This window comes from Pseudomonas sp. MWU12-2345, assembly GCF_023242385.1.
GTDB classification, from domain to species: domain Bacteria; phylum Pseudomonadota; class Gammaproteobacteria; order Pseudomonadales; family Pseudomonadaceae; genus Aquipseudomonas; species Aquipseudomonas gingeri_D.
Window position 1 is genome coordinate 57,041 of the sequence record NZ_JALLJA010000001.1, and the last position, 24,823, is coordinate 81,863.

Genomic DNA, 24,823 nt, shown 5'->3' on the forward strand with positions numbered 1-24,823 from the left:
CGTACCGCCTATCACCTGCAGGAAGTCATTGATGAAAACCGTTCTGATAACAGGCTGCTCATCCGGTTTCGGCCTTGAAACCGCCCGGTACTTTCTCGACCACGGTTGGAAAGTCATCGCCACCCTGCGCACGCCGCGCGAGGAGTTGTTGCCAAGCTCCGAGCACCTGCGTGTGCTGGCGCTCGACGTGACCGACCCGCAGAGTATCCAGCGGGTGGTAGAGGCCGCGGGCCCCGTCGATGTGCTGGTCAACAACGCCGGGATTGGCATGTTCGGCGCCCTTGAAGGTACGCCGATGGACGCCGTTCGCGATATTTTCGAGACCAACACCTTCGGCACCATCGCACTGACCCAGGCGATGCTGCCCCAGTTCAGGCAGCGCAAGGCGGGCACGGTGGTGAACGTCACGTCGAGCGTGACCTTGAAGCCCCTTACGCTGCTTTCCGTGTACACCGCGAGCAAGGCGGCGATCAATGCGTTTACCGAGTCGCTGGCCCTGGAGCTTCAGCCATTCAATATCCGCGTGAGCCTGGTACTCCCGGGACGGGCGCCTGAAACACGCTTCGGTGAAAACGCGCAGGCGCGAATACTCATCCCCGAGGCGTATGCCGATCTGGCGAAGAACGTCTTTGCACAATGGGCTCAGTCGTCGGAGATCACCTTGGCGCGCGATGTGGCCGAAGCGGTGTGGCGTGCTGCCAATGACCCGGCAGCGCCGCTTCGCATTGTTGCCGGAGCGGACGCCTTGGCGTTATAGCTCCGCTAATGCGCAGGTCGTGGTGCCGCCATCTGGGTCACTTGAGCCACGCCCCCGGTGTCGTGCCGGTCAGGTCCCTGAAGAACGCAATAAACGCGCTGTCACTGGAAAAGCCCAACTCGAAGGCGCTGTAGCTGAGGCTGCGGCCGGTGGACAGCAGTTCGATGGCCCGCATCAACCGCCACTGTTGCCGCCATTGCTGATAACTCATGCCGGTCTCGCGCTGGAAGATGCGACCGATGGTCCGGCTGCTGGCGCCGATTTGCTGCTCGAGTACCTGAACGGTCGGTGGCAGTTGTTCGGGCATGGCCAGCAGCGGCTTCAAACGTCTGTCCTGGGGCAGCGGTAACAGCATGGGCTGGCGCACCGCGTCACGAATTTCGCTGAGGCACAACCCCAGCAAATGAACGAATTTGCCTTGTCGCCAATCGGTGTCGAAATCGGCAATGGCGATGGGTTCCAGGACTGCCCGCAGCAGCGGCGTGACTTCGATCACGCAAACCTGTTGTGGCAGTTCGGCGCACAACTCGGCAGACAGATAAATCGATCGATAGTCCACGGTCTGCTGCATCACCGCGCGATGATTCACGCCCGCGGGGATCCAGGCGGCACGGGAGGGCGGCAGCAGGCACAGGTGCCGCGCCAGCGTGATGCGCGTGCAGCCCTTATGGGTAAACAGCAACTGACCGCGTTGATGTTGATGGAGGCCAGAGTCGTGGTCCCCCAGAGTGGACGCGATACCAATGACCGGCGCGGGGTATCGGTCGGGGTTGAAAGCGTCATGGGTGTCGAGCCAGGCCATCGATTGTCCGATTTCAATGATTAGTTGTCTGAGTTTTGATAATACGACATCTGGCACGCTTCAAACTGGCCGCCTGTTTTTCTGGCGAGTGAAGTCGCGATGAAGTCTACAAAGTGGTTGGGGCTGGCGATTGCCCTGTTGATGTTCCCGCAAATCGCGCAAACCCTTTACAGCCCGGCGCTGGCGGATATCAGTCGGGCCTTTGCCGTGGGGCCGCAACAGGCGGCGCAAACCCTGTCGGTGTACTTCCTGTCCTTCGCTTTCGGCGTGGTGGTGTGGGGGCGGCTGTGTGACCGGATCGGACGGCGGCCGGCCATGCTGGCGGGGCTGTTGTTGTACGCCATGGCGTCGATACTGGCGCTGGCTGCGCGTACCTTTGAGGCCTTGTTGGTCGCCCAGGTGCTGGCGGCATTTGGCGCGGCAGTGGGTTCGGTGGTCACGCAGACCCTGCTGCGCGACCGCTTCAGCGGTTTGGAGCTGGCGCAGGTGTTTTCGCTGGTGGGCATAGCGCTGGCCACCAGTCCGGCACTTGGACTGTTCGGCGGGGCGAGTCTGGTGCAGGCCTTTGGTTATCGAGGCGTATTGGGTTGTCTGTTGCTGTTATCTCTGGGGTTGGGGCTGTGGTCCTGGCGGGCACTGCCAGAAACCCGGCCGAAGCACCTGGTCACTGTCGGGCTGTTCGAGACGCTGTGGCGCATGGTGCAGGACCTGGATCTCTGGCGTTCGGCGCTGTTGGTGGCGGTATTCAACATTGCCCTGTTCAGCTACTACAGCCTCGCACCGTTCATGTTTGAAAAGCTCGGTTTGAGTGGGCAACTGTTCGGTTACAGCGGCGTGGTTCTGGCCTTGGGGTCGGGCCTTGGTGCCTGGTTCAAAAAACGCCTGTTGCGCCGTGGTTTTACCAGTGCCCGGTTAATCCGTGTGGCGGCGCTGTCGGGATTATCGGGTGGTGTGGGTGTGTGGCTGCTGCAGGACAGCGTGCTGTTTGTGTTGGCGATGCAACTGGTGGTGCTGGCGTTCGGCATGGCGATTCCCAATGTCCTGGGTTCGGCACTCTCGAACTACGGTGATCGATTGGGCACCGCCGGTGCGCTGTTCGGTTTGTTGTATTACTTGCTGATTGGTGTGGGGATGCTGCTGGCGGCGTGGTCCCAGGCGTTGGGCCTGACCTTGCTGGTATGCGGCTCGTTGGGATTGCTGTTGGCGCTGATGCCGAAGCAATACCGTGCTTGAGCCGCGTAACCGTCTGATGATCCCGCTTTATGTCCGTACCGAGACCTTGTTCCGCGAATAAATCTGCCGGCATTGCGCAGCAAACCCCACGATGAAAAAGCCTAGCCATACCAGCAGCGTGCTCAGCACCACGGGCGCCATCGGATGATCGGCAATCGGATGCGAGACGGGGAGGCGGGTCAGGGTTTCATTGGTGGCGGGCACGAATGACAGCAGGAAACTGAACGACAGCCCGAAGGCGCTCAAATACGGGCGAGCTCGTCCCAGGAAACTCACTGCTGGCGCCCACGCACCGGCGTAGGCGGCAAGCAGCACAATGATGCCAAAGGCATGCCCGGCATTTAAACCACCGGTACTGGAGACCCCGAAGGACGTGGCGATCGTCAGCGTCAAACTGATGAGGTAGAGACTGCCGGCGCGGGTCTTCGGGTCGATCTTGTAATAGCGGATAAAGCTGTAGGCGCCGGCAATCATGGGGATCAGGCTGATAACGGTATGAATGGCGCCTAAAGTCGATATGGGATGAGTCATGGCATGTGTCTCTCTACTAGTTGGTTGGGTGTGAGGGCAAAATAAAAGACCGGTCTTCACCAGTCTTCTCAGTAGGGATCAGCGGGTGGAAGTCAGCCTGCTGATGGACAATTGAACCAGCGCCTGGAAGGTCTCTGGATCGCCGAACCCACGCGCGGCCAGCATGGCTCCATGCACGCTGGCCATGAACGCCTTTGCCTCGATCGTCGAGCTGTCTTGCAAGTGAAACTGCCCGGTGGCGGTGCCCTTTTCGAGGACCGATGTGAGCCAGTCGGTCAGGTCCTGGAAATGCCCGCGAACTTCGGCCGCGACTTCTTCTGGAATCGTCGGCAGTTCGACGGCCAGCATCGCGCAGATACAGAACGGCGAGCTGCCACTACGGATACAGGTGGACCAGTAACCGACATAGGCATTGAGCTGTGCCAATGGATCGGCAACCTGCCGAGCGAGCGCCGCCAGGCCTTCCCGTGCTTGCTCGCGATACCGCGCGACCACCACGCGAACCAACTCGGCCTTGCTGGGGAAATGGTGATGAATGGTGGCCTTGGTGATACGCACCCGCTCGGCAATATCCGCATAACTGAAGCTGTTGTAGCCCCCGACAGCCAGCAATGACTGGGCATACTCGGCAATTTCGGTCGCCTTCGGGGACAGTTCTGTGTTCATAGACAATTCCATAAAATTACCGCGCAACGCTGGATATACTCGGCCCCGTGAGAGGGGGTTGAGTCAGCCTGCTGGCTGTTGGATGGGGTAAACCTACTAGTAGGTTGGTTTTCTGTCAAGCGACGGCTCCCTACGAAAGGGAAAGCCTGCGGTCGGTCAAGGGAGGTGATTTACATGTATGTATTTCTACAGGCAGCTCGCGTGGTGGTGCAGGGCATAAAGGCGTTGGGCATCGCGGCGAGCAATCGCCCTGGAGACGCCTTGACCCATGGCAATGCCGTGCTTGAGCAACGACACGCGGTGCTCAGCCAGTCGTATATTGACGACGGCATCTTCGGCTTCGAAGGGAAGCCCTATGTAAAGGCGGTCGCCGCTGCGGCGCGGGCGTCACGAGCGGGAAACTGCGAGGAACAGGCGTGCCTCGCGTTCGATATGCTCGCCAGTACCGGGATCGCGCCGCTCGAACTGATGTCCCTGCAAAACCACGTGGGAATGGAAGGCTATCAGGGCCCAGAGGTAAGCGGCGCGATTACAGGGGTTGTGGAGGCCGATTACGCGGGCCCTGATCACGTCTTCGTCGTCTGCGGCCGGAGCGCGCAGACCAATCTGCAAGACCCCACGACCTGGAACAACGACGCCGTCATCTGTGATCCTTGGGCGAAGAGGGCCTATTTCGTGGCCGATATGGCGGATGAGATGAAGCTGATCAATCGTGTCAGCGGGGGCAGTATGTCGACCTCGCAGAAATATCGGTTTGAGGGGCAGGGGTGGTGAGTTGCGGGCCTTGAAAAAGAGGCCGGCAACGCGAACGTTGCCGCCTCCAGGATCAGCGTGGCGGTGGACTGCGCGAGGTCCGGTATTGCGCCGTAATCAGGCGTTGCTGTAGATGCCGGAGAAACCCGGCTTCGAAGGCATCGCGTCGATCACCTTCCGGATAGCCCCGGCGAGCCTGGGTCAGTTGCCACCACAAGGGTTGGGTGGCGCGTCGGTCCAGCCAGAGCCCAGCACAGCGTCCGCCACTGGCGATTTCCTGGGCGAATTGCTCGTCCCAAGGGGTGGGGCTTTGCGATGAGGCATTGGCGCAGGCGTTGAGGCTGATGGTGGTGGTTGAAGCGGGAGAGGGTGGATCACGTTGTCGCAGGATCGCCATGTCGTAGAGGGCGATGGCGTCCTTGATCAGTTTGTCGGCCAGCTTCTGCTGCTGGTCATCCTGAAAGGCCAGGGTTCGGGCACCGTCCAGGCAAAGCCGGGCGGCGTGGCGTAAATGATCGACCGCTTCGGTGGGGCTCAGGGAGGCGAGTTTGATCAACGTGGGTGTGGGTAGGCGTGAGAGCAGTGTGCGATCAATCATGGAGCGTGGCTCCGTGATTGGGGCGGATTAACACCCGATGTAACTGGCGGTGCCCGGGCGTGAAAGGGGGATAGGCCATTCTCCTTATCTCCTTCGTGAGGTTAAGGAACCGACACCCGCCGATCTGACGCGGTTGGGGTGGCGGACCGCACGGGGGTCAGAATCCGGCTCACGAAGGAACGCCGGCCAGGCCGAAGCCTGCCCCGCGCGGTCCACCATATGAGCGAAACAGCCAAACGTAAAAAACGCCGACTCCATCGCTACGGCGCTACCGCGCCTTCGTGAGGTTTACAGGTTCTGACACCCGGTCACAGGTATGCCTGTGACCCAGCAAGCCTAACGAAGGGGGGAGCATTGCTCAGTCGGTCATGGACCATGAAAGCGTGCGAAGTATCCGATAATTTTGTAGGGGTGTCTTGTTGGCTAGTCGGAATCGATTTGTCACATTTTGTTTCTTTGGTGGGGTGTGCTGAAGGCGGCTGGGTGGATTTGGTGTTTACAACCCCTTGTTTTTGATGGGTTATAGATGCATATGGAAAAGGCTGCTATCGGCCAAGAGCTGTCACTCGACGAGGGAGTGGCGAAATTCACCGAGGAAGGTCGACGTAGCATTCCACCGTTGGTTTCGGCTTCTGCATTGAGCGCGTAGCCTGTGTGGTTTTTTATCGTCGTGCTTCTGGCCACTAGGGCTCGTCTGGCCTGAAAAACTTCACGCTGCTCCATCGCAACGGTGACAATGAAATCGACTCCGGGTTGGCGGGAAAACAGTGGAACGTGGATGAGGCTTAGTCGCTGCTGGCAAATATCTGAGGTCAACCATACTAGCGACCTAATCCCCCCAGACCGTTTTTTCTAGCTCTCCTGTCCACCAAGGCATACATGCTCACTGTACGCCCTCAGGCAGCTGGTATTTCAGGTGCGGCGTCAAGCCACCCTGCACTCGATATTGATGGAGATTTTATAGTGACCGATATTCAATGGGCTTTGCAGACTGCGTTCGATAATACCGTCATCAAATACAGCTTTATCTTGAACAACTATTACCCTGCGCATAAGAGCACAGGTTTTACGGAGAGAAACCTGACCAATAATTTTGCCAGCGCGTTGGAGCAGGTGCTTGGTGACCAGGCGTTTGCATGGTACGAAGCGCCCTTAAGTGCTGAAAAAAGCTACATATTGACGCGATAGTGTTCGATAAAGTCAGAAAAAGCTGCTTTCTCATTGAGTCCAAAAGGTTTTCAAATCTCAACAAGAAAATTGTCGAAACGAAGCACGATATTCAGCGAATGTCACATCAGCCTCACCACGAAATGCTGGAGCGCGGGCTCGGAGATTTCAAGATAGAGCACAGATACGCTGTTGTTCTCGTCGACATCTGGACAGAAGGCAAAGAAAAGAGATCAACCTATGTAGACTGGCCTGCTTGTCTCGACAGCGCCCCATATGAGATCACCTGTCGTAGCGGATTTGAAAGCCTTGCTACTGATGGACAGTGGAAGCAGAACTATAAAATCATGATGGCCGTCAAGAAGTTATAAGCATGCGACGGCGCTGTATGACGTGCATTCGCGGCGAAGGTTATGAGCGCCCAACCTGATCACCCGAGGTGCGTGGAACGTCAGCGCCTAGGGTGTCCAGATATTAAGCCGTCGTCACAATCATCCGCTTTTGACAGGAAGCTGAAGTGCAGCTAACGGCCGATTCTGTTGAAAAAATCGACCCGGGCTGACTGTCCATGCATTGAGCGGTGTAAACGTTTTTTGCACGCTCCTACGTGAAATCCGAGTCCTGAACCCTCTGCTCGAAACGCGGATTTCAATTTCAGACGCGTACTTTTCTGTCGTGAAAACCGAAACCGACTTTTTCAACAGAATCGGCCAATAGCAGACGTTTCAGAAAGCACCAACAAAGGGGCGCTTAAGCAGAAATCTCTCTCCTTCTCCACCGCCGCGCTAGCGTACTGCTAGCATCAAAGACTCAATATGAGGGAGATCATCATGCTCTATCCGTTATTCGATCAGAATTGTGAGTTGATGGCTTGGATTGAACCGGGGCGGCATATTTTCGATTCAGACATGAATTGGATTGCCTACCTTGCAAATAACCAGGCTTGGTCTGCAGAAAGCGGTAATTGGCTGGGAGCGGTCCGTGGGCTGTTATGCATGGATCACGCTGGAAAGCCGGTCCTGTGGAATCCAAACGAACAGGTAGCAGGAACCGCTCGTCCTGCCCGACCAGCTCGTGCTTCTAGAGCCGCTCGCCCCGCGCGTCCGGCCAGACCTGCGCGACCATCTCGTCCGGCGAGACCTGCCCGTCCAGCGGGAGGATGGTCCGATCTCACTGTGTTCAGCTGGCTCGCCCAATAAGGGATGAAATTGAGAACATAGCTCTCGGCGGCTACCCGCCGGAAGCCTCCAACTTTTTTAGTCGCTAGAGGTTTCTTTGATGGCAGTCTGTTTTGGATCGTTCTCTGCCGACGAGGGCTGAATCAAGAGCATCGTAAACAGGCATAACGGACTATTAGAGGTACTTAAATGGGCAAAATAATTGGTTACGCAGTGGAGAGTGGTTTAGAGGGAGGTTTTCTTGTGTGTGCGTCGCCGAGCGTCTGGGTCACATGCTTGGAAAGTACGGTGCGCTATGAGACCGCAGCCCAAGCATGGGCGTCAGCGAAACGGCGTGGTAGCGCGCTTGCCTCTGCTATAGCGGTCATCGAGCACGACGATGGCTCATTGTCTTGGGAGCCTGTCCCTGATCCTTCAAAGGCTTCAGGTGGCGATTGGATCGTATGGTTTGAGTTGAAGCTTGGTACAAGACGCCTGTACGTCGTCAAGACCGGCAAGCGCATGGCAGCCTCGAATCACCCAAGTGATGCCAAGGGCTACAAAACTAAGCTGTCTGCCGAAAAAGTCGCCGAGAAATTGTCCTTGGGTGGAACTCTGTCAGGGGTCCAGCAGATCACTGCCGATATTGTCCCGATCAGGTAAAGTAATAAAGCCTGACCGGCTGCATTGGGGAGAAAACGGTCGCTCGTGAACGACTGCTTTTGGCCGGCCGAGAGCGGTCTATCGCGAAATATTACCCATCGTCTGGGCTTGCCTGGTGTGGCTATGAGATCGAGAGGGAGTCAGCGACATCGAGGGGGCGGATGGGAAAAAAATGGGGCAAACCATACGCCAAACCATGCCATTCAATGCCCACTATGCATTTCTGCAAGCAGGTAAGAACAGGCGTTACAGCCAGCAACTACGGGCGTTCGCTGCCCAAGCCACTGCATGCCCGAGCACAATCAGCGTGTGCCGAATCTGTTGCGTCGACCGGTTGAATCCACAACCCATAGCAGTCGGTGGCGGCAGGCAGAAATCGGCCAGAAGCGGACGTACAGCCATATCCCTAGAGTCCACTTAGGAAGGCGGTGAAAGTCTTGGTTATCAGACTAAATCGGCCCTTTTTCAAAGATTGATTTCGGATTCCACAGTTTGTTAATCTCGTGCTCGGCTTACGGGCAGATTTTGGATCGCGCATCGCGATCAGTGAAAAAATTGTCCGAAAGGATTGCCCTTGTGGTGACTTGTCGCTTCTTGACGGTCCTGGCACAGTGCGTAGGAGTGCCCGTAAGCCCCTTTCCTTTATCAAAAAAAGTCAATACATGAAAAAGATCAGTGCCTTGCGCCTAGCAAAGACTAAGCCAGACCTTGCATTGCTGATGGGTATTGATGCTTCGTTTCTGACAAATATTCTTTACAGACTAAAACCAACAACTCAATACACGAGTTTCACCATCCCGAAAAAAAGTGGTGGGGTACGTACGATCTATGCTCCATCCGATGAGCTGAAGTCGATTCAGAGCGCTCTCTCCACTTTACTGCAAGATTGCATTCAGGAAATAAATACTTCGAAGGGGCCAAAATTTAAGTCGACTCTTTCACATGGTTTTGTGCGCGACCGATCAATCTTAACAAATGCAATAATGCATCTTAACCAAAGAAACGTCTTAAACATTGATTTGAAGGATTTTTTTGACCAGTTTAATTTTGGCAGAGTCCGAGGTTATTTCATATCAAACAAGACTTTTCAGCTTGATCCGGCCGTAGCGACAGTAATTGCTCAAATTGCTTGCTACGACAATAAACTTCCTCAAGGAAGCCCGTGCTCTCCAATTATAACAAATTTGATAACCCATTCGCTTGACATTAGATTGGCATCGTTGGCGCGGGATAATTCATGCACTTATACTAGATATGCTGACGACATCACCTTTTCAACGCGAAAAAAAGAATTCCCGAATAATTTAACGTCGGACCGAGCATCTGGATACATTATTGGAAGTAGACTCGCAGCGGAAATCAAGCGTGCTGGGTTTAGTGTTAATCCTGCAAAAACCAGAATTCAATACAAAGATTCTCGTCAAGATGTCACAGGATTAGTTGTCAACAAAAAACCCGGAACCAAATCTGAATATTGGCGCACCGTTAAGTCTCAGTGTCATGCGCTATTCCAAACTGGCAAATTTTTAGAAAATAGTTCAAATCCACCACAAGCTGGTAATATTTTTGTATTGGAGGGGAAGCTAAGTTTTATAGACCAGATCGATTTCTTTAATCGAAAGCGAAGCAAGCCGCTCTTGAATCCAGAGTATGAGCTCTCGAAACACGGATTGAAAACTAGAAAACTTCTTAATGGAAGAGAGCGTACATTCAGCAGGTTTCTTTTCTATAAGCATTTTTATGGCAATACCAAGCCCACTATTGTATGCGAGGGAAAGACAGACAACGTCTACCTGAAAGCTGCTATTAATAAACGTGCAGCTGCGTTCCCAAGCCTAGCTAAGGCCAAGTCCGGAAATGACCCATACGAACTCCTAGTTCACTTTATCAATTATACTAACCGAACGCGATTCCTCCTTGAGCTCTACGGTGGAACACCATATTTAAAAGAGTTCATATTAGATTACGATGAGCATTTTAAATTTTACAAAGCGCCCATGCCGACGTATCCTGTTATTATTATTTTAGATAATGACGACGGATTTGGTAAGATTGAAGGTGCTTTAAAAGGCAAAAGGTACAACCCGACAGTTTTCCCTGTTACTTTACCAGTTACCGACTTTCGGAATGCAGAGTTCATACATGTTGTACACAATCTTTACATTGTGCTTACACCACTGAAAGGCAAGGGTGATAAAAGCTCAATTGAAGATTTGTTCACAAAAAAAATCAGAGCCACAAAACTTGGAGGGAAAGTATTTAATAAGCAAAATAAGACTGATAGCGATACTGAGTACGGCAAAGAGTATTTTGCGAGCAAGGTTGTGGCTCCTAACAAGCATAAAATAAATTTTTCCGGATTCAACCCTCTTTTAGGGCGTATCGATCAATGCATTCAACACTTCGCTACAGTGAAGCTGGTTAAGCCATGAGGACATTATAGTCCCAGAGCGTTGTTACAGACCACTTTGGTCAACGTGTGTGCGCTAACATCTATAAGTAGTCAGCTTTGCGAATTACGTCTCAAACGCTGCTGCGCGCGCGCCATCCCAAACAGGGTAAGGGAGCCCTTTCACCTTCTTGTCCTCGACGAGAATGGCCAGACTATAGCGCGCACGAGTGATCGCGACGTATAGCTTGTTCCGCGATTCATCCGTTTTATCCTTGTCGAATACCTTGACATCCCCGCCAACAAACTTCAGATGTTTATCTGGCAGTATCACAAGTACCCGGTCAAAGCCTAAGCCTTTGCAGGAACCGAACGTGTAACAGCGAAGGTTCCTCGGTAGATATCCAGTGCCGGTGGTTGACGACCAGCGCAGTACTTGGGGCTGAAACGCTGAGAGGTAATCGCTAACCTGAGATTGCTTCACTATGAAGGTGCCATGGTGATGCGATATTTCGTCAGGCACTTGCTCGACACCCGATATTGTCTTGTCATAAAGCCCCGGGTGGATCGTGTCGGAGAGATCGCAGATTTCTTGGATGCACCTGCGATTCTTCGGCATCGAATGCTTTACGAACCTCATTTTTCCAACGAAATAATCGATCTTCTGTTGAGGCGTCTGCGGAGCCTTATGGCCGAACGTCGTGGTGTATATTGTCTGCCGGAAGTCGCCCACACAGCAGATCGAGTCCACCATGACCTTGTTGAGTGATTTGATCACGTCGTAGTCCCAACCGACTAAATCCTGCACTTCATCAAAAAAGACCCTTTGATAAATCTCTTTCAGCCGCTTGGCAGATGCATCTTTGGATAGCTTCGCAATGAGCGTCGCAAGCTTTGCCAACAATCCGGAGTACGCCTGAGTTTTACAGGATGTCAGGTAATGCAGCGGGTTGATCGTGCCGTCTTCTAATTTTTCAGCTCTGCCATCAATGTAGTAGGTCGTGCCTGCTATCAAGTGAGGGTTGTTCTCAGTGAACGAGATAGTCGCGATCCGATCTGGAAACACCTCACTCTGATAGGGACGTACCATATCTTCCAGGTAAAAAGAGAATAGCCCCTTTACGACGAAGCGCTCACTGCTAGCACCGTATAGCTCAACAAAGCGAGCGCGTAGCTCTGCCTGATTGTTGGTCGTGTAGGTGACTACAAGCACCCGCCCACCAGCCTCAATAACCTCAATGGCTTCAGTGATGATCTTGTGCGTTTTACCTGACCCGGCGCCCGCGATCCAAAGTTCGTTAGGCAAAATCAAGCACCTCGTCCAGGAATACCGGGTACTTGAAGTCCAGTGTGCCATCGAACAGTTTTATTGCTGAATCGACCTTTCGAGCGCCTTTCCCGTTGCCCTTTACGCTTTTGAACCAATCGATCAGATTCTCTCTTCGATCCTCCAGTGTGACCTCTTTGTTGTAGATATTGAAGGTTTCCGTCGACAAGACTTCCTTCGCGAAGGCGTCAAGAGTTTTGATGTCAGTTGCGTTGGCATAAATCATGGCTGGCTCAAGTGAAAATTCGGCGTCGTTCTTCGACGAGTACAACTGGATATTAGGAAACGCAGCATATTTCAAGCGTCCTTGTACAACGTTACCGTTATAGTCGCCGTCATTATCCCTGAGCACATGGATCTTGGTGCCGATCTCTTTGCCCACTTCAATGAACGTCTTAAACCCCACACCGCGTACCACGATAATATCTATACCATCCTGTTCAGGCAGCCGGTCGTGTTTTCGTTGGTAGATTTTCTTGAGAACCAGTTCGTCCGACGGCCCCTCAACTAGGACTACCTTGCCCGACAGTGCCACCCGTAAAGTATCGTAACCAGGAAGACGTTTGAGAGTTTTTACTACTTTCGCGTCTAGCATATGCAGCCGTTTATATCCTGACTGCACAAGGCAAATCTTGTCGATGCTCAGCTTGTTCAACACATACGAGCTGTGGGTGGTCAAGAACAGTTGCTTGTCTCCTCGCTGGTTTTCGATGTAGTGCACCAGCTTGTTCAGATTGGTATGAGACAGATGGTTTTCGGGCTCTTCCATCATCACTAGATCGATGTCATGGGATTTATTCTGAATGGCAAGTTTGATCTGCACATTACTCTGTTCGCCCTTGCCGATAAAATGAAACGGCACATTATCTACCTCAAGCTGCAGGCCGGTCTGGATGGAGCCCGCTGGTAATGTACTTGCTGCAATTGTGAGCTTGCTATCGGTGATAAGGTGACCCGCATCAAGGCTAGCATTGATTGTCTTGACCTCCCCGGAGTTGTTAAACACCTGCAGGTTTTCACGATAATTGAGGGTTAGCTTGACGAGTTCTTCCTTGACCAACGCGGTGTTGAGGATGCTCGAAATGTACTGGTTCTTCCCCATGGTGGGGTGAATGCGTGTGGGATCGATGTAAAGTGCCTTGAACTTCTTGGCGATCGGCTTTATCGGGTTCCAGCCGAAATCAAGCCATTCCACCTTATAGAACTCAATCGGAATGCTGGTGAAGTTCGGTTTGGTCAGTAGATGGCTGTTGTAAACGGCCTCCAGCGACGGGTCGAAACAGGCTTGTACGACTACGCCCTGGGCGTCAGCCTTGAGGCTGTTGTTCGAGCCTCGATATTCAGGCACACCGTCAATGTAGGCTTCGATGATCAGGCTAGGCAGGTGCTCAATGCTCAAGTCTGAAGCGAGAAAGCGAGTGACGGCATCTTGATTGAAAAGATCAGGGGAGAACTCGCCGTTGAAGGGCCGTCCACGATGGCTGAAGTTGAGCACAATTTCTAACGCTTCTAGGATTGTGCTTTTACCAGCATTGTTGTCGCCGACAAAAATGTTGACGTCATCGTTGAATTCTAGGAGATCGTTGCGAAATTTTTTGAAGTTGATCAGCTTGATCGATTTAACGTGCACTCTAAATCCCTCTAGGCATCACTTAACGATGGCGGATTGCCATAGCAATTGAACCGTACCTCGGACAGTGCCTGATGTCCATATGGCGATCAGCGGAAGACAAACGCTTGGAGGAGTTTTAATCACCTTGAGCTCAGTAGTCACATCAAATGACCGCTTCTGGCCGATTGCAGTCATTGGGATGAAATCAGTGGTTCAATGGTCTACGGCTGGCAACTGAGAACCTAGCGAGCAACCGAAGATCTGAATCGTGAGAACAAAACGGGAAGCCTGGCTTCCCGTTTGTCCGCAGAACGATGTCAGCCGCTGGCGCCGGCTGCCTGCCCATCGAGCACCGAGTCCATCCTCAGTTGTGCCAGCTCAATCAGATGCACCACACCCATCGCCACCTTTCGGTTTGAACCGGTTTGGTTATCGGCGTGTTCATAGGCCGTGGCCGCAGCGGATTGCAGAATCGAGTAGACGTTGACCAGAGCGTCTTCCTGATTCCTGGGGTCAGGCAGATGACCATGCAACACAGTTTTTGGGGCGGCTTTCGAGCCTGCATCCGGACCGAGGTTGTAGTGAGACAAAGCCCGGTCGGCGATACGAGGGTCGATGATTTCAACGCTGGGTGTTACAGGCGGATTGGGGGTAGGTTTGAACATGTGGCGTGACTCCAAGTCAGTCAACAAAGAGAGCCGCAACCATCGCTACTAAACGATTGAATGGGTGGCGGCCGAACGCAGGTTAGTAGACCGGTGACTAGGCCCGGCGCGCACGAAGGCGCCCTGCGCACGGCCACCATAAAGCGAAGGCCGAAGAGACGTGCCTTGCAGAAGGGGACGCATTGCGCCTAGTCAAACGGCGGGCTACTAAACCCGATCACTGATGAGCAGTGACGAGTTGAAGCCTAGCCGCGAGAGCAGGCGCAAACAAGCGGTCAGGATTTTCTAGGAAACTTCACTCAATGGAAAGAGAGTTCTCTTGCAAGAGGCTGAAATAACTGACCGCCGTGAGAGGTCACGAGCACCCTCTGACCGTCCTGCCAGATAGATGTGCTCCGCTCATTCATAGTAATCCTGTTCGTACGAAACCTGGACCGTGCTTAGCCAGGCGCGGTGATCCACAGGGTCTGCTGGGTGAGGACGCTAAAAGCTTCGCGGGTAAGCGAGCGTCAACCGGAGGTCTGAAGTAGGACCAATCTGTAAGTGCTGAAGGGCATTTTGTAAATGCTCTTCAGGGGCTTTATCGCCGTAAAAACTTCCTCCATGTTCCTTCGTACTCCGAACCAGTACGAAGGAACATGGGTTTGAAATGGAGCAACGATTTTTTCGGACGCGACAAAAAAGATTGTCTCTTCTGTCGGCCCGGCCAGCCATGCTCCTGGTGCAAGGAGCCTGACTGGCGGACCGAAAGCTGGGGCTGCTTCGGTGGTGTCGAACAGAAAGACCCCGCCCCGGCGCCTCCGGAGATCCCCCTCAAGAAGGATCCATGGCCGCAGCCGAAACCGTCACAAGGCGCGATCTTTGCCAAGTCCTGTGACCCCGCAAACTGGTGCTGTACGGAGGCGGGCACGGTTACGGAACCGGCCTCCCATTTCGGCAAGGTCATGGTGTCGAAAACCAAGGCGATTCCGGCGGGGGCCGCCGTGCTTGGTGCCACGTTGGGAGCCGATGCGGCCCTAGGTCGAATCGCCGGAGGCGGCATCGTCCAGCAGGGCTTCCGGTGGATGTTGCGTAGCGCCATGGTGGCCGGTGGTGGTGCCACGGTCTTTATCGCCGGGATGCTCCCCGCCCGCATGGGGGACGGCACCCTGTACAGCGACGACGAACTGCGGCAGATGGCGGCTGCGGCTTCCCGTGTGCGTTTCCAGTTTCGTCACGACGCCGAGGGGGCGTTGCAGCTTTACGGTATTCACACCGGGGCTTCCGGGGACGATAGCGTCCGTATTGTCAAAGCCCAATGGCGGGCCGACGGCCGTACGCTGGAAGCCCATCTGGGCGATGGCATCACCTTGCTCTGGACACCCAACGGTGGCCCGCTGCTCACCCCCGAGCTGAAGTTCCCGGAACATACGGATGCGCCGATGGGCAGCATCCTCGTGCATCCCATTGAGGAAGGGGTGGATTCGCAGATCGACGGTTATCCCGTCGCTGACGACGTTACCCTTGGCGACCGGATCATTACGTTCCCGCTCGATTCCGGGTTGAAGTCGATTTATGTAGTATTTTCGAAGCCGTTTGGTGGCACAGGGGCGAAGTACCACATGCCGCCGTTAGAGTTGCCTGCATTTCCAGATGCCGTTTCTGTGAAAGCCAAAAGCAGTGTTCAGGGCGGAGGAGGGAAACGTGCACGATGGAAAGACCGCAAAGGAAGAATCTATGAGTGGGATAGCAAAACGGGGGCTATCGAGATGTATAACAAACAAGGTAAACATCTCGGTGAGTTCAACCACGAAACGGGCGAGCAGATAGACCCTGCAAAGCCAGGAAGAGTCACGCCTAAGTAAATTGCGAGGTTAATAATGTATTTATGGATTAGCGGTTTTTTGGCAGGCGATAACGAGGATGACTCGTTGAAGTACTCCCTGACGGTTCAGCCTGATTTTGAGCAGACAATAATGGGCGTTCTTGGCTGGGATGGATTTGATAAAAGTCCTGACGGTGAATGGTTACTGACATCCGAGCAGGTGAGAGAAATTGCTGCGGTCGTTAATGAAGTACTACCTACGGAATTGGATTTGTTCATCGGCGTACGTCGTGCCTGACCGTATTCGTCAGGTGTTACATGCGATTTGTGTTGAAACAAGAGAGGCGGGAATGCATCTGTATATAACTGGTTTCTTATCGGGAGATCATGATGATGACTCTTTGAAATATGATCTTGATGTCGCTCCTGAGTTTGAACAGGTCGTCATGGATGTGTTGGGCTGGAAAAGCTTAGCGGAGGAAAGTGATGGGGAGTTGCTGCTAACCAGCGACGTGGTCCAGCAGATTGCTTCTGTTGTCAAGGAACCGTTACCCAACGATCTGGATCTGTTCATCGGCGTAGTAGCTGGAGAGATAGATTAAGTGCTACGCACAACCCACACCGAAGCAGGGATAGGCAGTGACAGGCTGGTTGACAACCTGAGATACGTAATCGAAGCATTCGATAAAGAAACCGAGTTGATGGCCTTTGAGATTGAGCTTCCTGACGACTGCGAGGAGCAATTATCAGCAGTTATGGCGTGGTCCGCTCCTCAGCGTGGAGATGAAGGCTACGATCTTAGTCCCTCACAGTTGGATGCCATTGAAGCATTGGCGGGTAGAAAATTTTACGACCAACGCTATATTTTTCAGCTGACCTGTAATGCCTTTTGAGTCGTCGGTGATGCATTTGTGGATTAGCGGTTTTTTGACCGGTGATATAAGGACGACTCGATGAAATGCCTGGCTTTTGTGAGAGAACAGACTCAAGCCAGCAACTCTGTAATCCACCGAGCCTGCTGGGCAACATCCCGCACCTTCTCCTCAGGCACTGCCTGCCGTGCCCGGGCGAAGTTAGTCAGGGTCTTCTGCTTCTCGCGCAACACGCGCTGCCACTTGGCCAGGAACACCGGGCTGCGTGCCTGCATCTGCAACGGGCCGAAGTACAGCTCCTCGGCGCTGTACATCACCGGTCCGGCGCGCTCGGCGACGATGATTTCGTAGTCGAAGCGGTTTTCCCGCAGCAGTTCCTCGCAGAGGATGCCGTAGTCATTCTCCATCAGCCATTGGCGCAGTGGCTGCTCGCCGCCGTTGGGCTGCAGGATCAGGCGTTCCTGGCCGCTCAGGTGTGCCTTGCCGCTGTCGAGGATGTCGCGGATGGTTTCGCCGCCCATGCCGCAGATGCTGATCGCCGTGATCCCGTCTCCCGGCTCGATTGCCGCCAGGCCATTGGCCAGGCGCACGCTGATCCGCTGCTCCAGGTCGTTCTCGCGCACGGTGCGTTCGGCCGCGTGGAACGGCGTCAATGCCACTTCGCCGGCCACCGCCGCCGCGATAACGCCACGGCGCATCAACGCCACCGGCAGGTAGCCGTGATCCGAGCCGATATCGGCCAGGCGCGCACCTGCGGGCACATGCGCCGCCACGCGCTCCAGGCGCATGGACAATGTCTGTTCGTTCAACGGCAACCCCTTTTCACCACGAGCATCCGGCACCTTTGGCCGGATCGGGGCGCGACTCTATCGAGCAATGCCGTGCATTTCAAATGCCGGCGACCGGGGCCATGGTTTCCGCTCGCTTCGGCTCGAAAGCCGACCCTCACACCCCACGCTCCTTGGTAACACCCCGCAGGTACGCCGCCATCGCCGCAAACCGCTGCCGGGTTTCCCATTCGAACACCCGGTTGACCAGCGGATCCAGCACCCACCCCAACCACCGTGGTCGCAGCCGGACGCTAAACGTATAAATCAGCTCCGAGGTTGCATCGTCAATATCACGATGGCGCATTGAGGCGGCCCACCACTCAAAGCATCCCGCCGGTTCCACAATTACCGCTGCCGCCACTTGAGCAGGCAGGTAGTTAACGAACCGCGTACGCAACGCAAACAGACGTTTCCAACCACGCCCTTGGTTGATCGTGATCGCACCGATGTAAGGGTGGTTGCCCCCACCCTCGACCGCCGCATGGGACAGCAACGTATCCCACTGCCGACGCACACTATGGTTGTGAAAGGCCTCAAACGCCTCGGCGGCCGAGGAGGGCATGATCAGGCTGATTCGACGTTGCTTCATTGCGCTTCCTCGACAACGGCAGACGTGAATTTCCAGCGTTGGAATTCAACCTCGAACTCCTCCAACTCCAGTAACCCCATGCACGGGAACGCTCCCGTCAGGCGAAGTTCGTTCTTCGCCAACTTGCAGGCGAGCAGCACCGCCGCCATGCAGGGAATCTCCGGCCCGTTCCCGCCCGGTGCGGTTAACTGCCAAGTCAAACAACCTTGTTTGCCACCCTCAAGCACCCCATGTACTTGAACCTTCATGGCCCCCTTATCGCTGCCCAGCGGATCAAGCACCCGCGCGGACAGTGCGTCCAGCCGAGCCGCCCATCGATCGATCGGCAATGGCACGCCAAGTCGGCGCAAGGCGGCTGCCGACCAGAGGCAGATATGCTGAATCCCCAGTTCCAGCGCCGCATGGAACTCGACATCGCGCACGCCCGGGTATCGGGCAGGAAACAGGGCCAGGTCCGGCACATCGCACGCCGCTCCCAGGCGTGGGCCCAGGCCGACGAAGCTGAAGCGCCGGATGTCCTGCCAACCGTATTGCTTGCGCCATGCGCCGCCATTCCAACGCGCAAAGGCCAACCCGGCATAACCAAACACCGCCTTGATGGTGGCGATGCCACGTGCGGCCTGCTGGCCGGGGGCGATAACGGTCCTGATGCTATCCACGCGGGTAAAGGACTTGGCCAGGTGATCGACCACTGCGGACGACAACCCGGGCACGCTGCTGGCTCCCGAAATGGCAAGCACCCCCGCGGCTTTTGCCTGCGCGTCTACATTGGCTGAGAAGTGCTCGACAAAGTCCCGACCGTCCGCGAGGTCCAGGTAATGTGCGCCGGCAGCACACGCCGCCTTTGCGACGCGATAGTCCTGGCCCTGAAAGGGGCCGGCACAGTGGATGACCAAACCCGGCGAAGCTTCGGCGAGACGGGCTTCAAAATCGATGGAATGGATATCAAGGGGGAGGGTGGTTACGGTCTGTCCGGAGCTGAATCCATGGACGCTCCCGCCAGTGCTGCGACTGGCCGCGATCACGGTCAAACCGGGCTCCTGTGCGAGGCGTTGGCAGATACGCGCTCCGAAGTTGCCCAAACCGCCGATTACAATAACGCGCATGACTATCCTTGACATAAGCTCTAATCGGCTAGGGTATAAGGCTGCACCGCACAGTTCAATGAAGGTCGAAGTCCCTCCGCAAATCCTCGATACCTTCAGGGCTCGCGGTGGTCCGCTGAACGTTGAATGCACTCCAGAACAATAACGATACCGAGGAACGCAAGATGTCCGAACTCAAGCTTCACCCGCAAGCCGCCGCGTCGCTGCAACACTGGCATGACATGGTCGCCCACGGCGACCTGGCCGCCTTGCCCGAACTGTTGGCGGCGGACGTGGTGTTCCGTTCTCCTATGGCGCATACCCCATACCCTGGAGTACTGGTGGTCTCGACTATCCTCGGCACGGTCATCAAGGTCTTTGAAAACTTCACCTATCATCGTGAGCTGGCTACGGCTGACGGCCTCAGCGTGGTGTTGGAATTCAGTGCCGAGGTGGCGGGGCGACAGCTCAAGGGCATCGACATGATTCGTTTCGACGAAACCGGCAAGATCGTCGAGTTCGAAGTCATGGTCCGCCCCATGAGCGCGCTGCAGGCACTCGGTGAGGAAATGGGGCGGCGTTTGGCACCCTACCTGGCGGCCGCGAAGGCCCAGGGCTGAAGTTCACGTCTTCAGGCGCCGGCACGACTACCGGCAAGGCGTTGAGCGGGGTTCTTTTTCAAGCCAAGGAACCCCGTAACAATGCTCACCGCCAGCAGTACCACGCAGGCAATCAGTGCCTGCTCCATACCGAGCATAAACAGCGCCGGCTGCGAGTGCCGGACCAAGCCGCCAAAGAGCGCCACCCCCATCACTCCGCCGACTTGTCGCGCCGCATTCAGCAGGCCGGAGGCGACGCCCGCACGGTTTGCAGGAACTGCTGTCAGTACCGCCTGGGTGATTGTTGGAATCACCAGGGCGATTCCACTGCCGGCAAGGAGCATCGGCACGACCAGAAGCGTGTAGGACTGCGCCGCCAGTGCGGGCAGCATCAGGGCGTAACCGCAGGCAGAAACCGTCAGTCCCGCCATCACCAGGACCCGCTCGCTCAGGCGCTCGGCGAGTCGCCCTGCGAGGATATTCATCAGCATCAGCACCGCCATCATTGGCAGAAAGGCCAGGCCGGTGCGTTGCGGAGTCAATTGCCAGATCGACTGGAAGAGCAGGCTGAAGGTAAAGACCATTCCGTAGAACACCAGGTTGATGATCAAGCCGATGGCGGTCGTGCTACTGACTGTCCGATCCCGGAACAACTCCAGCGGCAGCATCGCATCGGGGTTGCGCGCCTCCAGCCAGAGAAAGGCGCCGCTGAAGGCGATGCACAACCCCATCACGCCCAGGACAGTCGGACTGGACCAACCCAGTTCGGTGGCTTCGGTCAGGGCCAGGGTCAGCGTTCCCAGCGCAAGTACACCGGTCACTTGTCCGGGTAGATCAAGGCTGCGTTCGTGCTGTGCTACAGAGGCGGGAGCATGACGCGCGGTCAGCCAGAGACCGATCAGACCGATGGGCAGGTTGATCAGGAAAATACTGCGCCATCCCAAGCTTTCTATCAGCACGCCGCCGAGTACCGGACCCGCGGCCAAGGCGATACCACCACCCGCGCCCCACCAGCCGATGGCCCGGCTGCGGGCAACCGGGTCCTCGAAAACCTGGCGCAGCAATGACAGCGAAGTGGGCACCAGCAGCGCGGCACCCAATCCCTGCACCACTCGCCAACCGATCAGGGCGGCCAGGGAAGTCGCCAGGCCGCAACCGACAGAGGCAAGGCTGAACAAGGCGAATCCCGCCATAAACACCCGCTTGGCGCCAAAGCGATCCCCCAGCGCCCCGGCCAGCAGCAGTGAAGAGGCGAATACCAAGCCGTAGGCGTTGACCACCCATTGCAGGTCCAGGACGTTCGCGCCGAACGCCAGACGTAGCGCATCGAGCGCGACATTGACGACGCTGACATCGATCAGCACGACGACAAATCCGAGACAGGTGGTCACCTGGGTTAAACCGGGGTGCGAGCGGATCGGGCTGGACATGGGAGGTTCCTTCACATGGAAAGCCTCTAGCGTAAGGACGGTCCTTCTGTTCGAATACTCCATAAACCTGCACAGTTAACTGGAGAAAATGCACCGATGTTTGACTGGGAAAACCTGCGTTATTTCATCGCCGTGGCCCAGACCGGGAGCCTTTCCGCAGCGGCACGGCAACTGAAAGTCGACCACGCCACGGTTGGTCGACGTCTGGGCGCGTTGGAAACCGAGTTGCAAGTGCGTCTGGTCGACCGCTTGCCGCGCGCCTGCCGGCTCACGGCCCTGGGCCGGCAGGTGTTCGAGTTGGCCACACAGATGGAGGCGAGTGCCTTCGCCGTGGAGCGCGTAACGCGCGCCGAACAGCCGTCGATGACGGGGAGGGTGACCCTGAGTGTTCCCCCTGTGCTCGCCAGCAATTTCTTCGCCCGACACTTGGGGGTATTTCGTCAGCAGTACCCGGGCATCCAGTTGTCGATTGCCAGCCAGGTACAGAGCGTCTCGCTGGGACGGCGCGAGGCGGACATTGCGGTACGGCTGTTCCGCCCGAGCGAGCCGCGCAATGTCACGCGAAGATTGGGCCGGATGCCCTTCGGGCTGTACGCCAGCTGTGACTACCCGCATGCACAGCAACCGGATGATTGGGGTTTCATTATCTATGACCCACAGTATGCGGATATGCCCCATCAGAAATGGATGCTGACGGTCGCTGCTCATCGACCGATCGTCTGTGAAGTCAGCGACCTCAGTACGCAGAAAGTGGCGGCGCTCACGGGGATCGGTGTGGCTGGCCTGCCGCTCTTCATGGGCGAGGAGGAGCCTGGCCTGCAACGATTGCCGTTCGAGGGTGAGGCTTTCCATCGCGACATATGGCTGGTCATGCACGCCGATCTGCGTAATTCGCCGATGATTCGAGCGGTTATCGACTTCATCGTCGACGCAATGAAGCAGATGTTCGAGATTGAGGTGAGCGATGAGTAGGGATGCCGGGCTCACCCATAGTGATCCTTTCGTGTCCCGGCCTTGGCCTCCGGTACGGCAGGCATATCTTCTGCAACCGCAGATACATGCTTCGCCCGGCTGGGCACAAACGCCATCCAGCGCGTCAAACCATGCCGGCCACTGACCCCCAGCTTGGTGGTGGCGCGCTTGAGGTAGGTTTCCACCGAGCTGTTCTTGACGTTCAGGCGCTGGGCCATTTCCGATACGGTGATACCGGTCAGCAGGCCCAGGCAAACCTCTTGCTCGCGCGCGGAAAGGTTGACCGCATCCTGCGCCAGCCTTCCGCTGAAGGCCTGATGCAGGGACTCCAGCTCCGAGTCGGCCTGCGTGGTGCCGGTCCATCGTGTCCCGGGTTGGGCAAGCAGCTGTGCACGGTGCGCCACCAGCGGTAGCAACGTATCGGACAGGCTCTTGAGCAGCGTCAACTCAGCCACGGAGAACGCCCGCAAACTCGCCAGGCGATGGACGCAGATGACCCAGCGCAGATCGCCACTGCCCGACACCAGATGGCACTGGTGAGTGCTGCGCCGTGGGTGTTGCGGGCTCGGCGGTGTCTTGAGCTGGATCAGCAATGGCGCCTCCATCTCCATGACGCTTTGCAGCAGCGGATGGGGCAGCGTGTCCGGCGCGCAAAGGTCGTGGGGCTGGCCGGCGCTGCCGAGGCATTTGCTCGGGCCGATACGGGTCCGGTCCGCATCCAGGGTCCATTCGCTGAGGTCCAGTCCGTGAATCGGCACCAGGCTGTTGACGAACGCCAGCATATGCTCGGCAAAGGCGTCCTCGGCGGCGCTGGAAACCAGTTCGCCCAGGCGCAGGTAAAGGTACGGATCGTGGCCGTGGGTGAGGTCGTGCGTCAGCTTCATGCTGTTATCTTCCCTGATAGTGATTGTTCGAAAAGTAGCTCCATGCTGGGGGCGCCGTTATCAGTCGATGATATCCGACATTCAATCTCAAGGTTTTATCCTACGTCTGTACTGGGAAATAGGGACGCAAGCTGTAGGCTTTTCAGGTGGAGGGAAACCCTGGCAAACCCCCCTATGGCCATTGGCCTTTATGGCTGTCGAAGCCTTCTGCGCAAGGGTTGTCCGGGGCGGCTTTTCAGTCGTTGTCGGGGTTTCAAGGGACAGACAGGGGCGGCAGGCTGCTGTCTAATAGGCGGTTCATCAGCCTGCAAGAAGGATCTTGTTCCAATCAGCTTCGAGCATTCTCCGAGGTCATGATCTGCAAGGGCACATGGATGCGCTGGCGAAGCGGATCGAAGTCCGGCCGGGTTTGCAGCTCCACCATCAGTTCGATCAGGGCCTGTGCCAACAGCGGCGGCTGTGAGTCGATTACCAGGCTGATCAGGCCTTGCTCCAGTGCTTGTCGCGAACATTCGGTGGACTCCGGCAGGATGCTGCACAAGGTCGGTGGCCGGGGTTGTTGCGCGAGGGCACTGATGATCCCGTCGCCACCGCCGCCGACCACGCACAGGCCGCGCAGATCGTCATGGCGCGCCAGCAGGTCCAGGGCGACCTCCTCGGTGAGATCGTTATTGTCCAGGTTGATCACTGCCTCGAGCATTTTCAGCCCCGGCGCGTGCTGTGCCAGATAGTTGCGCAGCCCGTCGATGCGGGCCTGGTGCCCGAGAAAGCGGTGCCCGCCCAGCAGCGCGGCGACGCTTCCCCGGCGCGCGCCGCAGGTGTGCGCCACCAGCCAGCCCATGGTGCGTCCCACCTCGTGATTGTCCTGGCCGACATAAGGCTCCTGTGCGGCTTCGTCGATATCCGAGAGCAGCGCGACCACGGGTACGCCGGCGGCACGGATCTGGGCGATGCAGGCGTTGATCAATGGGTGGGCGAAGCTGACCACCGCCAGGCCGTCGCATTGCACCGCGAGTTGTTCGATCTGGGCCACGATGGCACTGGGGCTGCGATCGAAGACGTAGTCGAACTGGCAGCTCAGGTTGGCGTCGGGCTGGCGTTGCGCCGCTGCGTTGATCGCCGCTGCAAGGTTGCCGTAGAAGGCCTGGGCGGTGCCGAGCAGGAGAATGCCGAAACGGTAGCTGGGACGTCGTTCGCGGATGCGTTGGCCGATCAGCCGGGCGGCGAAATAGCCGACGGCTTCGGCCGCCTGGAACACTCGCTCGGCGGTTTGCGGATTGACCGGGGCGCGGGCATTGAGCACTCGGTCGACGGTCGCGACACTCAGGCCGGCCTGTTCGGCGACGGTGGCGATGGTGGGGCGTACACGCGAGTTCATGGCAGGCCTCAGGAGTGCCTTGATAGAAAACTATCAAGCGCTACAGGGACCGGATGATAG

General features: G+C 56.3%; 26 protein-coding genes. 13 read left to right on the top strand and 13 right to left on the bottom strand.

The window, feature by feature from the left end; translation table 11 throughout:
* The first annotated feature begins 31 nt into the window (after window positions 1-31).
* Window positions 32-757, top strand: coding sequence for an SDR family oxidoreductase (locus tag M5C71_RS00230; RefSeq protein WP_248766962.1), 726 nt, complete (start codon window positions 32-34; stop codon window positions 755-757).
* A 37-nt stretch (window positions 758-794) separates the two neighbouring features.
* On the opposite strand, the gene M5C71_RS00235 is transcribed toward M5C71_RS00230, so the two are convergent.
* Complete coding sequence (locus M5C71_RS00235) at window positions 795-1,559, bottom strand: helix-turn-helix transcriptional regulator (RefSeq protein WP_248766963.1); 765 nt, start codon at window positions 1,557-1,559, stop codon at window positions 795-797.
* 99 nt (window positions 1,560-1,658) lie between these two features.
* Between M5C71_RS00235 and M5C71_RS00240 the strand changes: the two genes are divergently transcribed.
* Window positions 1,659-2,792 carry an MFS transporter gene (locus M5C71_RS00240; RefSeq protein WP_248766964.1) on the top strand — a complete coding sequence of 378 codons (1,134 nt, stop codon included), beginning with the start codon at window positions 1,659-1,661 and terminating at the stop codon, window positions 2,790-2,792.
* Window positions 2,793-2,819: 27 nt separating this feature from the next.
* Here the strand turns inward: M5C71_RS00240 and M5C71_RS00245 are convergent, their stop codons facing one another.
* Window positions 2,820-3,323 carry a hypothetical protein gene (locus tag M5C71_RS00245; protein ID WP_248766965.1) on the bottom strand — a complete coding sequence of 168 codons (504 nt, stop codon included), beginning with the start codon at window positions 3,321-3,323 and terminating at the stop codon, window positions 2,820-2,822.
* Between the two features lie 78 nt (window positions 3,324-3,401).
* On the bottom strand, window positions 3,402-3,989 hold the full coding sequence (locus M5C71_RS00250; protein WP_248766966.1) for a TetR/AcrR family transcriptional regulator: 588 nt from the start codon (window positions 3,987-3,989) through the stop codon (window positions 3,402-3,404).
* Window positions 3,990-4,163: 174 nt separating this feature from the next.
* Here M5C71_RS00250 and M5C71_RS00255 point away from each other — a divergent pair, with 174 nt between their 5' ends.
* Window positions 4,164-4,763 (top strand): hypothetical protein, encoded by a 600-nt coding sequence (locus tag M5C71_RS00255; RefSeq protein WP_248766967.1) that lies wholly within the window; start codon window positions 4,164-4,166, stop codon window positions 4,761-4,763.
* Window positions 4,764-4,815: 52 nt separating this feature from the next.
* Here the strand turns inward: M5C71_RS00255 and M5C71_RS00260 are convergent, their stop codons facing one another.
* Window positions 4,816-5,340, bottom strand: a complete 525-nt coding sequence (locus M5C71_RS00260) for a LasR-specific antiactivator QslA (protein ID WP_103495625.1) — start codon at window positions 5,338-5,340, stop codon at window positions 4,816-4,818.
* 879 nt (window positions 5,341-6,219) lie between these two features.
* On the opposite strand from M5C71_RS00260, the gene M5C71_RS00265 reads away from it, so the two are divergent.
* The 4 genes from M5C71_RS00265 to M5C71_RS00280 all read left to right on the top strand — a co-directional run bounded on the left by M5C71_RS00265 (window position 6,220) and on the right by M5C71_RS00280 (window position 10,759).
* A complete protein-coding gene (locus M5C71_RS00265; RefSeq protein ID WP_248766968.1) occupies window positions 6,220-6,528 on the top strand; it encodes a hypothetical protein in 309 nt (102 codons plus the stop codon).
* Entirely contained in the window at window positions 6,528-6,878 is a 351-nt protein-coding gene (locus M5C71_RS00270; RefSeq protein ID WP_248766969.1) for a hypothetical protein, read from the top strand. The genes M5C71_RS00265 and M5C71_RS00270 overlap by 1 nt, the downstream gene beginning before the upstream one ends.
* A gap of 996 nt (window positions 6,879-7,874) precedes the next feature.
* A complete protein-coding gene (locus M5C71_RS00275; protein ID WP_248766970.1) occupies window positions 7,875-8,327 on the top strand; it encodes a hypothetical protein in 453 nt (150 codons plus the stop codon).
* A 662-nt stretch (window positions 8,328-8,989) separates the two neighbouring features.
* Window positions 8,990-10,759 (top strand): retron Ec67 family RNA-directed DNA polymerase/endonuclease, encoded by a 1,770-nt coding sequence (locus M5C71_RS00280; RefSeq protein ID WP_248766971.1) that lies wholly within the window; start codon window positions 8,990-8,992, stop codon window positions 10,757-10,759.
* An 84-nt stretch (window positions 10,760-10,843) separates the two neighbouring features.
* Here the strand turns inward: M5C71_RS00280 and M5C71_RS00285 are convergent, their stop codons facing one another.
* The 3 genes from M5C71_RS00285 to M5C71_RS00295 form a co-directional block, all read right to left on the bottom strand.
* Entirely contained in the window at window positions 10,844-12,022 is a 1,179-nt protein-coding gene (locus M5C71_RS00285; protein WP_248766972.1) for a UvrD-helicase domain-containing protein, read from the bottom strand.
* Window positions 12,015-13,673, bottom strand: a complete 1,659-nt coding sequence (locus M5C71_RS00290; protein WP_248766973.1) for an AAA family ATPase — start codon at window positions 13,671-13,673, stop codon at window positions 12,015-12,017. The genes M5C71_RS00285 and M5C71_RS00290 overlap by 8 nt, the downstream gene beginning before the upstream one ends.
* Before the next feature lie 299 nt (window positions 13,674-13,972).
* The gene (locus M5C71_RS00295) at window positions 13,973-14,320 is read right to left on the bottom strand and encodes a hypothetical protein (protein WP_248766974.1); all 348 of its coding nucleotides are present in this window, start codon (window positions 14,318-14,320) and stop codon (window positions 13,973-13,975) included.
* A gap of 644 nt (window positions 14,321-14,964) precedes the next feature.
* On the opposite strand from M5C71_RS00295, the gene M5C71_RS00300 reads away from it, so the two are divergent.
* From M5C71_RS00300 to M5C71_RS00315, 4 genes are read left to right on the top strand one after another with little or no spacing between them, the layout of a single operon-like run.
* Window positions 14,965-16,164, top strand: coding sequence for a colicin E3/pyocin S6 family cytotoxin (locus M5C71_RS00300; protein ID WP_248766975.1), 1,200 nt, complete (start codon window positions 14,965-14,967; stop codon window positions 16,162-16,164).
* Window positions 16,165-16,179: 15 nt separating this feature from the next.
* Window positions 16,180-16,422: a pyocin S6 family toxin immunity protein gene (locus M5C71_RS00305; protein ID WP_103494318.1), complete on the top strand. Its 243-nt coding sequence runs from the start codon at window positions 16,180-16,182 to the stop codon at window positions 16,420-16,422.
* 52 nt (window positions 16,423-16,474) lie between these two features.
* Window positions 16,475-16,726, top strand: coding sequence for a pyocin S6 family toxin immunity protein (locus M5C71_RS00310; RefSeq protein WP_248767470.1), 252 nt, complete (start codon window positions 16,475-16,477; stop codon window positions 16,724-16,726).
* Window positions 16,727-17,017, top strand: coding sequence for a hypothetical protein (locus tag M5C71_RS00315; protein WP_349294006.1), 291 nt, complete (start codon window positions 16,727-16,729; stop codon window positions 17,015-17,017).
* A 92-nt stretch (window positions 17,018-17,109) separates the two neighbouring features.
* Here the strand turns inward: M5C71_RS00315 and M5C71_RS00320 are convergent, their stop codons facing one another.
* The 3 genes from M5C71_RS00320 to M5C71_RS00330 form a co-directional block, all read right to left on the bottom strand.
* On the bottom strand, window positions 17,110-17,805 hold the full coding sequence (locus M5C71_RS00320) for a tRNA (adenine(22)-N(1))-methyltransferase TrmK (protein ID WP_283093887.1): 696 nt from the start codon (window positions 17,803-17,805) through the stop codon (window positions 17,110-17,112).
* Window positions 17,806-17,941: 136 nt separating this feature from the next.
* Window positions 17,942-18,415 carry a hypothetical protein gene (locus M5C71_RS00325; RefSeq protein WP_177099233.1) on the bottom strand — a complete coding sequence of 158 codons (474 nt, stop codon included), beginning with the start codon at window positions 18,413-18,415 and terminating at the stop codon, window positions 17,942-17,944.
* A complete protein-coding gene (locus M5C71_RS00330) occupies window positions 18,412-19,536 on the bottom strand; it encodes a saccharopine dehydrogenase NADP-binding domain-containing protein (protein ID WP_349294007.1) in 1,125 nt (374 codons plus the stop codon). The genes M5C71_RS00325 and M5C71_RS00330 overlap by 4 nt, the downstream gene beginning before the upstream one ends.
* A gap of 149 nt (window positions 19,537-19,685) precedes the next feature.
* On the opposite strand from M5C71_RS00330, the gene M5C71_RS00335 reads away from it, so the two are divergent.
* Window positions 19,686-20,120, top strand: coding sequence for a nuclear transport factor 2 family protein (locus M5C71_RS00335; protein ID WP_248766977.1), 435 nt, complete (start codon window positions 19,686-19,688; stop codon window positions 20,118-20,120).
* An 11-nt stretch (window positions 20,121-20,131) separates the two neighbouring features.
* Here M5C71_RS00335 and M5C71_RS00340 read toward each other — a convergent pair whose 3' ends face one another.
* Window positions 20,132-21,529, bottom strand: a complete 1,398-nt coding sequence (locus tag M5C71_RS00340) for an MFS transporter (protein WP_248766978.1) — start codon at window positions 21,527-21,529, stop codon at window positions 20,132-20,134.
* A 96-nt stretch (window positions 21,530-21,625) separates the two neighbouring features.
* On the opposite strand from M5C71_RS00340, the gene M5C71_RS00345 reads away from it, so the two are divergent.
* Window positions 21,626-22,501 carry a LysR family transcriptional regulator gene (locus tag M5C71_RS00345; protein ID WP_248766979.1) on the top strand — a complete coding sequence of 292 codons (876 nt, stop codon included), beginning with the start codon at window positions 21,626-21,628 and terminating at the stop codon, window positions 22,499-22,501.
* Window positions 22,502-22,512: 11 nt separating this feature from the next.
* Here the strand turns inward: M5C71_RS00345 and M5C71_RS00350 are convergent, their stop codons facing one another.
* Together M5C71_RS00350 and M5C71_RS00355 are read right to left on the bottom strand one after the other, a co-directional pair.
* The gene (locus M5C71_RS00350) at window positions 22,513-23,385 is read right to left on the bottom strand and encodes a helix-turn-helix transcriptional regulator (RefSeq protein ID WP_103494325.1); all 873 of its coding nucleotides are present in this window, start codon (window positions 23,383-23,385) and stop codon (window positions 22,513-22,515) included.
* Between the two features lie 328 nt (window positions 23,386-23,713).
* Window positions 23,714-24,763, bottom strand: a complete 1,050-nt coding sequence (locus M5C71_RS00355) for a LacI family DNA-binding transcriptional regulator (RefSeq protein ID WP_248766980.1) — start codon at window positions 24,761-24,763, stop codon at window positions 23,714-23,716.
* Window positions 24,764-24,823: the final 60 nt, after the last annotated feature.